11 protein-coding genes, 3 tRNA genes and 1 other RNA gene are annotated in these 12,828 nt (G+C 38.7%); 10 read left to right on the forward strand and 5 right to left on the reverse strand.

Annotation, left to right across the window (positions count from 1 at the left end; all coding sequences use genetic code 11):
- Positions 1–19: 19 nt before the first annotated feature.
- Positions 20–658 (reverse strand): glycerol-3-phosphate 1-O-acyltransferase PlsY, encoded by a 639-nt coding sequence (plsY, locus tag A9Q68_RS02120; protein WP_071793012.1) that lies wholly within the window; start codon positions 656–658, stop codon positions 20–22.
- A gap of 130 nt (positions 659–788) precedes the next feature.
- On the opposite strand from plsY, the gene parE reads away from it, so the two are divergent.
- The 9 genes from parE (at position 789) to A9Q68_RS02165 (ending at position 9,224) form a co-directional block, all read left to right on the forward strand.
- Positions 789–2,741, forward strand: a complete 1,953-nt coding sequence (gene parE, locus A9Q68_RS02125; protein ID WP_071793013.1) for a DNA topoisomerase IV subunit B — start codon at positions 789–791, stop codon at positions 2,739–2,741.
- A 171-nt stretch (positions 2,742–2,912) separates the two neighbouring features.
- Positions 2,913–3,323, forward strand: coding sequence for a YkvA family protein (locus A9Q68_RS02130; protein ID WP_071793014.1), 411 nt, complete (start codon positions 2,913–2,915; stop codon positions 3,321–3,323).
- A gap of 277 nt (positions 3,324–3,600) precedes the next feature.
- The gene (gene parC, locus A9Q68_RS02135; protein WP_071793715.1) at positions 3,601–6,060 is read left to right on the forward strand and encodes a DNA topoisomerase IV subunit A; all 2,460 of its coding nucleotides are present in this window, start codon (positions 3,601–3,603) and stop codon (positions 6,058–6,060) included.
- A 117-nt stretch (positions 6,061–6,177) separates the two neighbouring features.
- Positions 6,178–7,200, forward strand: coding sequence for a branched-chain amino acid aminotransferase (locus tag A9Q68_RS02140; protein ID WP_071793015.1), 1,023 nt, complete (start codon positions 6,178–6,180; stop codon positions 7,198–7,200).
- Between the two features lie 63 nt (positions 7,201–7,263).
- Entirely contained in the window at positions 7,264–7,494 is a 231-nt protein-coding gene (locus tag A9Q68_RS02145; RefSeq protein WP_071793016.1) for a DUF2969 domain-containing protein, read from the forward strand.
- 60 nt (positions 7,495–7,554) lie between these two features.
- Positions 7,555–7,635, forward strand: a tRNA-Tyr gene (locus tag A9Q68_RS02150).
- 5 nt (positions 7,636–7,640) lie between these two features.
- A tRNA-Gln gene (locus tag A9Q68_RS02155) sits at positions 7,641–7,712 on the forward strand.
- Between the two features lie 123 nt (positions 7,713–7,835).
- Positions 7,836–9,053 carry a 30S ribosomal protein S1 gene (gene rpsA, locus A9Q68_RS02160; protein ID WP_071793017.1) on the forward strand — a complete coding sequence of 406 codons (1,218 nt, stop codon included), beginning with the start codon at positions 7,836–7,838 and terminating at the stop codon, positions 9,051–9,053.
- Positions 9,054–9,152: 99 nt separating this feature from the next.
- Positions 9,153–9,224: transfer RNA gene (locus tag A9Q68_RS02165), tRNA-Arg, on the forward strand.
- A gap of 151 nt (positions 9,225–9,375) precedes the next feature.
- Here A9Q68_RS02165 and A9Q68_RS02170 read toward each other — a convergent pair.
- Together A9Q68_RS02170 and ssrA are read right to left on the reverse strand one after the other, a co-directional pair.
- On the reverse strand, positions 9,376–10,005 hold the full coding sequence (locus tag A9Q68_RS02170; RefSeq protein ID WP_071793018.1) for a DUF3862 domain-containing protein: 630 nt from the start codon (positions 10,003–10,005) through the stop codon (positions 9,376–9,378).
- Between the two features lie 247 nt (positions 10,006–10,252).
- Positions 10,253–10,600, reverse strand: a transfer-messenger RNA (tmRNA) gene (ssrA, locus tag A9Q68_RS02175).
- Positions 10,601–10,691: 91 nt separating this feature from the next.
- On the opposite strand from ssrA, the gene A9Q68_RS02180 reads away from it, so the two are divergent.
- Positions 10,692–11,303: a TVP38/TMEM64 family protein gene (locus tag A9Q68_RS02180; protein ID WP_071793019.1), complete on the forward strand. Its 612-nt coding sequence runs from the start codon at positions 10,692–10,694 to the stop codon at positions 11,301–11,303.
- 36 nt (positions 11,304–11,339) lie between these two features.
- Here the strand turns inward: A9Q68_RS02180 and A9Q68_RS02185 are convergent, their stop codons facing one another.
- Positions 11,340–12,119, reverse strand: a complete 780-nt coding sequence (locus A9Q68_RS02185; RefSeq protein ID WP_071793020.1) for an ABC transporter permease — start codon at positions 12,117–12,119, stop codon at positions 11,340–11,342.
- A 9-nt stretch (positions 12,120–12,128) separates the two neighbouring features.
- On the reverse strand, positions 12,129–12,827 hold the full coding sequence (locus A9Q68_RS02190) for an ABC transporter ATP-binding protein (protein WP_071793021.1): 699 nt from the start codon (positions 12,825–12,827) through the stop codon (positions 12,129–12,131).
- Position 12,828: the final 1 nt, after the last annotated feature.

The following is a 12,828-nucleotide window of genomic DNA, read 5'->3' on the forward strand; positions in this document are numbered from 1 at the left end:
AAAGGGAATTGCTTTTACCTTAATCTTTTTTCTGATGACTGAGGTTAAGACCCCAAGGTACCAAGTTTTCAGATTTGTCCTTGATGCGTTGCATGTTATCTTTATGCCGGTAGATAATGATTGCGGCTAGGGAGATGACGATGAGCAGGAGTATCGGGTCTGGTTTGTCCAGCAGGAAGTGGATTCTTGGAAAGACCAAGACTGTAATAGCTGCCAGGATTGCTGTAGTGATGCTTGATAGGGAAATCATACTGAATAAATAGAGGATTACCACAAAGAAAAGGGCAAGGAAAAGGACATAGAGCGGTGAATAACCTAGGATAACTCCGGCACTGGTTGCGACGGCCTTGCCGCCTTTGAATTTAGCAAAGACTGGGAAGGTATGTCCCAAGACCGCAAAAAATCCAAAGATAATTGGAGATATACTTGTAACCCCGAAGGCTAATGGTAAGAGTGTAGCGACGGTCCCTTTAAGGATATCAACGGCCAAGGTGGCCAGTCCAGCTTTGACTCCTAAGATGCGGAAAGTGTTGGTTGTTCCTGTATTCCCAGAACCATGCTCTCGGAGGTTGATTTTGTAAAAATTCTGGCCAATCCATAGTCCTGTTGGTATCGAACCTAGTAAATAGGCAATAATGATTAATAATGATATTTTCATAATATATATTATACCACAAAGCCTTTAAGCTGTAATTCAAGCTAACTAAAATAAGAAAATAAAAAATTATTTTGCAAATTTCTCAAAAAACTTGTAAGATTATAAAGATGAAAAAATCTGGAGGTCACTCTTGGCTAAAAAAGAAATATCCATAACAAATTATAATGACGATGCCATTCAGGTGCTGGAAGGCTTAGATGCCGTTCGTAAACGCCCTGGAATGTACATCGGCTCAACAGATGCGACTGGTCTACACCATCTAATTTGGGAAATTGTTGACAATGCGGTCGATGAAGCTTTATCCGGTTTCGGTACAGAAATTAAAGTTACTATTAATGCTGACGGCTCCGTAACGGTTGCCGATAGTGGTCGTGGGATGCCGACAGGTAAACACGCCATGGGCATTCCAACTGTTCAAGTTATATTCACCGTTCTCCACGCCGGCGGTAAGTTCGGACAAGGAGGCTACAAAACCTCAGGTGGTTTGCACGGGGTTGGATCTTCCGTTGTTAATGCTCTTTCCGAGTGGTTAGAAGTTGAAATTATCCGCGATGGTGCGGTTTATAAGCAGCGCTTTGAACATGGTGGTAAACCAGCGACCACACTGAAGAAAATTGGTACTGCCCCTAAAAGTAAGAGCGGCACAACGGTTTCCTTCATGCCTGACGCTAGTATCTTTTCAACAACTGATTTTAAATTTAACACCATAGCAGAGCGGCTTAAAGAATCAGCCTTCCTTCTGAAAGATGTTAAGATGACATTGACAGACCTCAGAGGTCAAGAGCCAGTTACAGAAGAATTCCATTATGAAAATGGGGTTCAGGATTTTGTATCATACCTCAATGAAGACAAAGAAACCTTAACGCCTGTTATCTATGTTGAAGGGGAAGATCAGGATTTCCAAGTTCAGGTTGCTCTTCAATACAATGATGGTTTCTCTGATAATATCCTGTCTTTTGTCAACAATGTTCGGACTAAAGATGGTGGTAGCCATGAAACGGGTTTGAAGTCTGCCATTACTAAAGTTATGAACGACTATGCTCGTAAAACCAATTTACTCAAGGAAAAAGACAAGAATTTAGAAGGCTCTGACTATCGTGAAGGTCTGTCAGCTGTGCTTTCCATTCTTGTCCCTGAGCAACACTTGCAATTTGAAGGGCAAACTAAAGACAAATTGGGTAGCCCATTGGCTCGTCCAATTGTCGATGGCATTGTTTCTGAAAAATTAACTTACTTCATGCTTGAGAATGGTGAATTAGCGACTAACTTAGTCCGTAAAGCCATCAAAGCTCGTGACGCTCGCGAAGCCGCTCGTAAGGCTCGTGATGAGTCTCGTAATGGTAAGAAAAATAAAAAGGACAAAGGCTTGTTGTCTGGGAAATTAACCCCAGCCCAATCCAAAAACGCTAAGAAAAATGAACTTTACTTAGTCGAGGGGGATTCAGCCGGTGGATCGGCTAAACAAGGACGCGACCGTAAGTTCCAGGCCATTCTGCCCCTTCGTGGTAAGGTTTTGAACACGGAAAAAGCCAAAATGGCGGATATTCTCAAAAATGAGGAAATCAATACCATGGTTTATACCATTGGTGCGGGTGTTGGTGCGGACTTCAGTATCGAGGACATCAACTACGATAAAGTCATTATCATGACCGATGCCGATACCGACGGTGCCCACATTCAGACATTGCTGTTGACCTTCTTTTACCGTTACATGCGCCCTCTTGTTGAAGAAGGACATGTTTACATTGCCTTGCCACCACTATATAAGATGTCAAAAGGCAAGGGCAAAACGTCTAAGGTAGAGTATGCTTGGACGGATGGGGAATTGGAAGATCTGCGCAAAGAGTTCGGCAAAGGAGCCATGCTTCAACGCTACAAAGGTTTGGGTGAGATGAACGCCGACCAATTGTGGGAAACAACCATGGACCCAGAAACCAGAACTTTGATTCGCGTCACTATAGATGATTTGGCGCGTGCTGAGCGACGCGTATCTGTCCTCATGGGCGATAAAGCTGCCCCTCGCCGCCAATGGATTGAAGATAACGTCAAATTTACCTTGGAAGAAAACACTGTCTTTGATTAATGAGCCATTTCATAGCTGTAAACCTTTAGTCATTTTTTTATTCTATTATTTCCTCGTAGTTTTCTTTTAATATTATTTCCAACTTATGCTAAAATATGGGTAAGTAAGCTTTGCTTACGTATAGTACTGTTAATTTAGAGAAACTGTTGGAAAAAAAGCGAGGGAAAAAGAATGAAAAAACGTATCAGTTCAAAACAAGCTATGGATGAGTTGCAAAAAGGATACCAGAAAGCAGACACTTTGTTAAAAGATGATGCTAAGATGGATTCTTTCTTAGATAAAGTTGAAAAACGCCTTAAGTGGATTCCTTTTATTCGACAAGAATTAAAATTATTGCCAATTTTTATTAGTATGGTTCGTTCTTATCTGAAGAAGGACTATACACGTGTGCCACGAGGAACAATCTTGGCAATTATCAGTGCACTTATTTACTTCTTGTCACCAATTGACCTGATTCCGGACTGGATTCCCTTCCTTGGTCAATTAGATGATGCCCTAGTCGTAGGGGCTTGCTGGAAGATGGTTAATAAGGATATTGACGATTACCGTCAATGGAAATTAACCCGTAATGTTATGAAATAATCTTTCAGTCTCATAATTGGATAATCTACTTACATCAAGGCAAATACAGACAAGTATACTTGTTTGCGTTTGTCTTGATATTTTGTATCAGCAAGAAATGAAAAAGACTAAGAATGCCAAGTCTTTTCTAAAATAAAAAATAAACACCTTCTAAACCATAGAAAGGAAATGAACACGCCCTAAATGTTGTGTCAAAAAGATAAATCCCTTAGAAAATCAGGATTTTCTAGTGATTTCCTATTTTGACTTTGCATTTTGCGGGCTTTGTATCTTAAGTATGAGTAATATTCAAAATATGTCCTTAGAGGACATTATGGGGGAACGCTTTGGGCGTTATTCTAAATACATTATTCAGGAGCGGGCTCTTCCCGATATTCGGGATGGTTTGAAACCTGTCCAACGTCGGATTCTTTATTCCATGAATAAAGACGGTAATACCTTTGATAAGGGTTTCCGGAAGTCGGCTAAATCTGTCGGTAACATTATGGGTAATTTCCATCCGCATGGGGATTCCTCTATCTATGATGCCATGGTTCGTTTGAGTCAGGACTGGAAAAACCGTGAAATTCTTGTTGAAATGCATGGTAATAATGGTTCGATGGATGGTGATCCTCCTGCAGCCATGCGTTATACGGAGGCTCGTCTTTCTGAAATTTCAGGTTATCTTTTACAAGATATTGAAAAAAATACGGTTCCTTTTGCTTGGAACTTTGACGATACCGAAAAAGAACCAACCGTTTTACCGGCTGCCTATCCAAACCTTTTGGTCAATGGGGCAACGGGTATTTCTGCTGGTTACGCAACTGACATTCCGCCTCATAACTTAGCAGAGGTTATTGATGCCACTGTTTATATGATTGACCATCCTAATGCTAAATTGGATAAATTAATGGAATTCTTGCCTGGGCCAGATTTCCCAACTGGTGGTATTATTCAAGGTCAAGACGAGATTCGTAAAGCTTACGAAACAGGTAAAGGTCGTGTTGTTGTCCGTTCTAAAACTGAAATTGAAGAATTAAAGGGTGGTAAGCAACAAATTATTGTTACTGAAATTCCTTATGAAATTAACAAATCTGTTCTTGTTAAAAAGATTGACGATGTTCGGGTCAATAATAAAGTGCCTGGGATTGTTGAAGTTCGTGATGAATCAGATAGAACTGGTTTGCGAATTGCCATTGAGCTTAAAAAAGATGCTGATACACAAACTGTTCTTAACTACTTGTTAAAATATACCGATTTACAAGTCAACTATAATTTCAACATGGTGGCCATTGATAACTTTACCCCTCACCAAGTTGGTATTCAGAAGATTTTAAGTTCATACATTGCTCACCGTAAGTCAATTATTATTGAACGTTCAAAATTTGACAAAGCAAAAGCTGAGAAGCGCCTGCATATTGTTGAAGGCTTGATCCGTGTCTTGTCAATTCTTGATGAAGTGATTGCCTTGATTCGGGCATCTGAAAACAAAGCGGATGCTAAGGAAAACTTGAAAATTAGCTATGCCTTTACCGAAGAACAAGCAGAAGCGATTGTGACCTTGCAACTTTACCGTTTGACCAACACCGATATAGTGACCTTGCAGAATGAAGAAGATGAATTGCAAAATCTGATCACGACTTTGGCAGCGATTATTGGTGACGAAGCGACTATGTACAATGTCATGAAACGTGAGCTGCGTGATGTTAAGAAGAAATTTGGCAATCCACGTCTTTCAGAATTGCAAAAAGAAACGCAAACTATTGAAATTGATACGGCTAGTCTGATTGTGGAAGAGGAGACTTTTGTCTCTGTTACTAAAGGTGGCTATATCAAACGGACAAGTCCTCGTTCTTTCAATGCTTCGACTCTTGAGGAAGTTGGGAAACGAGATGATGACCGTCTAATTTTCCTTGCTAGTGCCAAGACAACTCAGCACCTGTTGATTTTCACTGATTTAGGAAACGTCATCTACCGTCCGATCCATGAATTGCAAGATATTCGTTGGAAAGAGGTCGGGGAACACCTTTCTCAAACCGTTACTAACTATGCAAACGACGAGACTGTTCTTTATGCCGAGTTAGTTGACGATTTCACCAAAGGGACTTACTATTCAGTGACCCAACTTGGGCAAATTAAGCGCTTTGATCGGGCAGATTTGACGCCATGGCGGACCTATCGTTCCAAATCCATGAAATACGCAAAATTGAAGAATGATCAGGACCGGATTGTCACTGTTCATCCTATTTTCTTTGAAGATATCATGTTGATTTCACATCAGGGTTATGCCTTACGTTTCTCTTGCGAAGAAGTGCCCCTTCAAGGTTTGAAATCAGCTGGGGTTAAAGCTATGAACCTTAAAAATGGCGATGTTATAGCAGCTGCTTTCCTTGTAAGTACGGATAGTTTCTTCGTTCTAACCCAACGCGGTAGTTTAAAACGGGTAGCAAGTAGCGATATTCCGCAAACAAGCCGTGCTAATCGGGGCTTATTAGTACTGAGAGAACTAAAAGCTAAACCTCATCGTGTCTTCTATGCTGGCGCAGTTCATGGACCAGCAACAAGCGCAACAATTGATTTGTTCGCTGAAGCAGAAGAAGACAATCAAGATACTGAGAAGTTAGTAGTCATCACGAAATCTGGTCAAGACTATCAGATTGACTTGATGGACTATTCATTAGTTGAACGCACAAGTAATGGTAGCTTTATTTCTGACACTATTTCAGACCAGGAAGTTTTTGATGCCTATATAAACTAAAAAGGGATAACCCTTTTTAGTTTTATTGTTGTTTTCAGAAAATTAGAAAAGATTAGAATATCTTGCAATTTCAAAAAAATACGATACAATGATAAAAAGTAGAAATGAGGTCTTCATATGACAGTTAATATTGATTGGGAAAACTTAGGATTTGAATACCATAAATTACCATTCCGCTATATTTCTTATTACAAGGATGGCAAATGGGATCAGGGGCAATTAACAGAGGATGCCACTTTGCATTTATCTGAAGCTGCACCGTCCTTACATTATGGTCAACAAGCATTTGAAGGTATGAAGGCATATCGCACTAAAGATGGCTCTATCCAATTATTCCGACCTGACCGTAATGCGGCTCGTTTGCAGGATACTGCTGACCGTCTTTTAATGCCACAAGTATCTACAGAACAGTTTATTGATGCTGCTAAACAAGTGGTTAAAGCCAATGAAGACTACGTGCCACCATATGGTACTGGTGCTACCCTCTATCTTCGTCCTTTATTAATAGGGGTAGGTGATATCATTGGGGTTAAACCTGCTGACGAATATATTTTTACAATCTTTGCCATGCCTGTTGGAGCTTATTTCAGAGGTGGTTTGAAACCAACTAATTTTATTGTCTCTGAAGCCTACGACCGAGCTGCCCCACATGGAACTGGTGCTGCTAAAGTAGGTGGAAACTATGCTGGTTCACTTTTACCTGGTAAAAAAGCCAAGGCAATTGGCTACTCAGATGTGATTTATTTAGACCCAACTACTCATACAAAAATTGAAGAAGTAGGCGCAGCCAATTTCTTTGGGATAACTGCTAACAACGAGTTCATCACTCCACTAAGTCCATCAATTCTTCCTTCAATCACTAAATATTCACTTTTAGAGATTGCTGAAAAGAGACTTGGTATGACCGTGATCGAAGGCGATATCCCGGTTGCTGATTTGGATAAATTTACAGAGGCCGGAGCATGTGGAACTGCTGCGGTTATCTCGCCTATTGGGGGTATTCAATACAGAGACAATCTTCACGTCTTTTATAGCGAAAAAGAAGTAGGTCCTGTGACCCGGCGTCTTTATGATGAATTGGTTGGTATTCAGTTTGGCGATATTGAAGCACCAGAAGGTTGGATCGTCAAAGTTGAATAATTTGAAAGCTTGCCCTTGCAAGCTTTTTTCTTTTTGTGTAAAATGGAGAAAGTGAGGTATGAAATGAGTAAAAAAGACAAAAAAATTGAGATTAAAATCATTGATCAGAAGGTTTCATTAGAAAATGCGATGGTTGATGGCTATCAATTACAAATTGGTAAACGCACTGTTGGTGAAATTGCTGAGCTTGACGACAAGTTCGTGGTGATCAAAAATGGAAGCGCTGAAAGTTTCTTTAAAACATTGGAACAAGCAGTTGAAAACATCATTGAAAACTACAATTTGAATCACTAAAAAAGGGCAAAAACACTTGCGTGAGCACTGAAACTATGATAGAATAGTTTTTGTTGTTATGGAAAGATAGCGAAGAGGCTAAACGCGGCGGACTGTAAATCCGCTCCTTCGGGTTCGGGGGTTCGAATCCCTCTCTTTCCATTTTTTGGGGTATAGCCAAGCGGTAAGGCAAGGGACTTTGACTCCCTCATGCGTTGGTTCGAATCCAGCTACCCCAGTCAGAGGTATCAGAATTATCTGAGACCGTCAAAGATAAATCATGTTGTCGTTGCGGGTTACCTTGAGAAAATATATTGTTATCAAAAACTAGGGGACTAGTTTTTGTTGGAGGATTTTTTAGAATGAATGAATTTGAAGATTTGCTAAACAGTGTTAGCGAAGTAAACCCTGGTGATGTAGTCACTGCGGAAGTTTTAACAGTTGATAACGGTCAAGCAAACGTTGTTATCGATGGTACTGGTGTCGAAGGTGTGTTAACACTTCGCGAACTTACAAATGATCGCGATGCTGACATCAACGATTTTGTTAAAGCTGGCGACACAGTTGAAGTGCTTGTTCTTCGTCAAGTAGTAGGTAAAGATACTGATACAGTTACTTTCCTAGTATCTAAAAAACGTTTAGAAGCTCGCAAAGCATGGGACAAACTTGTTGGACGTGAAGGTGAAGTTGTTACTGTTAAAGGAACTCGCGCTGTTAAAGGTGGCCTTTCAGTTGAATTTGAAGGATTACGTGGATTTATCCCTGCTTCAATGATCGATACTCGTTTCGTACGCAACACTGAAAAATTTGTTGGTCAAGAATTTGACGCAAAAATTAAAGAAGTTGATGCCGCTGAAAACCGTTTCATCTTATCTCGTCGTGAAGTGATTGAAGAAGCTTCAGCTGCAGCACGTGAAGAAGTTTTCTCTAAACTTTCTGAAGGTTCAGTTGTAACTGGTACAGTTGCTCGTTTAACAAGCTTCGGTGCTTTCATCGACCTTGGTGGTGTTGACGGACTTGTTCACGTAACTGAGTTATCTCACGAACGTAACGTTTCACCTAAATCAGTTGTATCTGTTGGTGAAGAAGTAGAAGTTAAAGTACTTTCAATCGACGAAGAAGCTGGTCGTGTATCACTTTCACTTAAAGCTACAACCCCTGGACCATGGGATGGCGTTGAACAAAAACTTGCTCAAGGCGATGTTATAGAAGGTAAAGTTAAACGTCTTACTGATTTCGGTGCTTTCGTTGAAGTATTACCTGGAATTGATGGACTTGTTCACATTTCACAAATCTCACACAAACGTGTTGAAAATCCAAAAGATGTACTTTCTGTAGGTCAAGAAGTTACTGTTAAAGTTCTTGAAGTTAACGCTGCTGATGAACGTGTATCACTTTCAATCAAAGCTCTTGAAGAACGTCCAGCACAAGCTGAAGGTGAAAACAATAACAACAATAACAACAGCGAACGTCAATCACGTCCACGTCGTCCAAAACGTGAACAAAAACGTGATTATGAATTACCAGAAACTCAAACTGGTTTCTCAATGGCTGACTTGTTCGGTGATATTGAATTATAATACATGTAAAAGCTAAGATTATCTTAGCTTTTTTTGCATAAAAAATGTTCTATCCATCTTCTCATTTAACCTATTATATGGTATACTATTAAGGTATTACCACCTTTAGTGTAATGGATATCACGTAAGATTCCGGTTCTTGAGATGGGAGTTCGATTCTCTCAAGGTGGATAGATATACATGAAAAAGAGGCTCTAATTTGAGTCTCTTTTTGTATTCAATTATCAAGTATGACATGTGTTTTCACCATTTGCAATGTCCAAAAATTGGACAAAAAGAGTGAAACAGTCTTGCTTCACTCTTTTGATGTTATTTAATCTGATTAATTGATCAAGCCTTTTTGTTCCATTTTCACTAATTTATCGTTTTCGAATAAGAGTGAGATATTTGTCCCACGAACAGTTGTTTTTAAGCCACTGACCCAAACGGCTTGAGTTTGGACCTTATCACTTGAACTAGCATGAGTATAATCATCTGGTTCAGTAAGGATCTTGGTCACCTGATTGTAAGTCATGCCTTTTTTCAATTTATTATAATCCTGTAAGGAAACTTTTGGTTTACGGGCAAAGGCAAAGTTTGCAATCGATTTGACAATAGTTGAATTCTCATACATGTTGGCCTGGACTGTAACATTATCAAAAGTCCAAGTATAGTTATCTAAGGTTACATTACCAGCAGGTTGTTTTTCATGTTTTGTTGGTTCACCATAGAGAGCTTTAAGTTCCTCGATAGTAGATCCCCCTTTGAATTGGGTTTCCGCAGTGGCAATATGAACCTTCTCAAAAGCAATCCGTTTGTCCTGATGAGGAGCAGTAGGAGCTTCTTTAGTGGCCAAAGAGTTTTTGTTTTCAGAACCCTTGGAAGAAGTATCCTTATCTTTAGAACAAGCCACCATGCCAATGCAGAGCAGGGGAAGAAGTGCGGTAATCATTAATTTATTTATTTTCTTCATGTATTTTCAATTCTCCATTTAGATTGTTTCTATTATATCATATTTTGGATAGGGTATTAAGTTGTGAAAAGCTAAAAGTCTTGTTTTAAATTTTCTTTATCATCTTCAATGCTACCTGATACTCTAATGATTGACGTAAATTGGCTACTTCTTTTGTCAAAACTGATAGTAACTTATGAACAAGACCAAAAGAAAAAACCTTGATTTAACAAGGTTTTGGTAAGTTATGACAACTTACTGTAAGTTTTTATGGAGCTGGTGGGAGTCGAACCCACGTCCAAACACCTGCCAACATATTCGTCTACAACCATAGGTTATGTCTTGATTTAACAAGCTAAGGACACATAACTCAAGCCATTAGATTGCGAGTCTAAAAATCTCTTTTTAAGGTACTAGACAATACCTTAAACGTAGCTTGCTGTTTTGAGACTTCTAGCAGGACACAAGCAATCTTGTAGAAGTCACGCTAACTGGTTTTTAGGCAGCTAAAGCGTAAGTGTTTGTATTTTTTGCAGTTATATTTAACTGGCATTTTACATCTGCCGATGGGTCGCAGAACATGTCTCATAATGCCTGTCGAATCCGTAACAACCCCGTAAATGAAAAGGTAAAAAACTTACAAAAATTATTATAACAAAAAACACTTTGGATAGCAAAATCTTTTGGTTTTGTGGTATGATAAAATCATGAAAATGAATAATGCAAAAGCCTATGTTTTTTTTCAACAATTATTTAAAATATTAGGAATTGTTGCTTTAATAGGTTCCTTTGTTTTAGCTTTTTGGTTGTATAAATTAGGCATATTTAACGATAAAAATGTCTTGAAAGATGTTATTAACCAATACAAATTTTGGGGTCCTTTCATCTTCGTCATCATCCAAATTTTTCAAATTGTCTTCCCGGTTATTCCTGGGGGAATCACGACTGTTTTTGGCTTCCTGATTTTTGGTCCGATAAAAGGTTTCTTGCTCAACTACGTCGGCATATTAATAGGGAGCTATATCCTCTTTATGTTAGTTCGTGTTTACGGGAAACGGTTTATTCTGCTCTTTATGGATGAAAAGACATTCTACAAATACGAACGAAAATTAGAAACACCTGGCTATGAAAAACTATTTATCATCTGTATGGTTTCGCCCATCTCGCCGGCAGACATTATGGTAATGATTACTGCTTTGACCAATATGTCGGTTAAACGGTTTATGACCATTATGGTAATTGCCAAGCCAATATCAATTGTGGCTTATAGTTACCTTTTCATCTTTGGTGAGGATATTATCAAATATTTTCTGAAATAATGCAAAAGTGTTGGAAATTGATTCCAACACTTTTTCTTATTGTAAATTGAGTTTGTACTTCATAATGAAGTGGGTTCCAAAGTAGTAGAATATGACTTGGATTAGTCCCTCAATTGAGGTGATTAAGAAATACTTATTGCTTATCTTGGTGAAGTTATCATCAACCACTAAACCTAATAGATTATTATTAACGAAGAAGATAATAATAGTTAGGATGATTTGAATGGCAAAGTAGGTTAGGAATGCCATGATACCACGGTGATTGCTGAAAAGTTGGCCAACTGAAATGGAAAAGTAAATAACCAAAACGTAGGAAATACTTGAGAGGATAAATGAGACAATCAAGTAGGCCGTTATGCTGAGGTTTTTTGGAATTTCCTTAGCAATCTCTTGAAAGGCTTGAGCAATATCAGCAGAATTAAATTGTGGCAAGATTAAGATGGTAAATGCAAGGGCTAAGATAAACATATTAAAGAATGAGAAGATTAACGATGACACCAGTTTTGACATCAATAGTGAATGTTCTGAAACAGGTAGGGTCATGGTTAAGTAACCTTCGCGACCATAAATGTTTTTGTTAAAGCGATTAATAATGATAAGTAATGTTGCAAGTAGTGATCCGGCGATTAAGGCTCCAAAGATGAGAACTAAGGCCATTGGAATGAGACTAGTTAGTAGATTGAAGTCTGTTTCCTGAGTGGAGAATTGTTTAATAACAAATGATAAGATGGCCGCAATAGCAATGATGCCTGCATTTAAGGCAAAGTACCATTTACCAATGGATTTGAATTCATATTTTAATAATTTTCCGAACATTGCTGCCTCCTAAACTTTATAGTTGCTTCTGAAGAGTGTGTCGATTGACATGGCGTGTTCTTGACGGAGATCATCCACAGAACCGGACATGCTAATGTTACCATCTTTTAAGAAGAGAACTTCGTCAAGGATAGGTTCAATATCTGAAATCAAATGAGTTGAGATGAGTACTGATGCCTCTTCGCAGTAATTATTGATAATGGTTTTAAGGATGTAATCCCGGGCAGCAGGATCGACACCTCCGATAGGTTCATCCAAAATATACAATTTGGCTTTGCGACTCATAACTAAGATTAATTGAACTTTTTCCTTATTCCCTTTTGAGAGGTTTTTGAGGTATTCATCCAAGCTTAAATTCAAATCTCTAAGTAGACTGTAGGCTTTAGCAATGTCAAAATCATCGTAGAAATCATCAAAATACTGAATAATATCAGAAACTTTCATTTCTTCTCTAAGATAAGAAGTATCAGGTAGGTAAGAAATGATTTTCTTCGTTTCAATGGATGGGCGATAACCATCGATGACAATTTCCCCTTTATCGGGTTGGATAAGACCATTAATTAATTTAATAAGTGTTGTTTTACCAGATCCGTTAGGTCCTAATAAACCAATGATTTTTCCAGAAGGCATGCTGAAGGTTAAATCGTCAATGACTTTTTTGCCTTTATAAGATTTACTAACATGATGCAGTTGCAATAGTTGTGGCATC

The organism is Streptococcus bovimastitidis (genome assembly GCF_001885095.1).
Lineage (GTDB): Bacteria > Bacillota > Bacilli > Lactobacillales > Streptococcaceae > Streptococcus > Streptococcus bovimastitidis.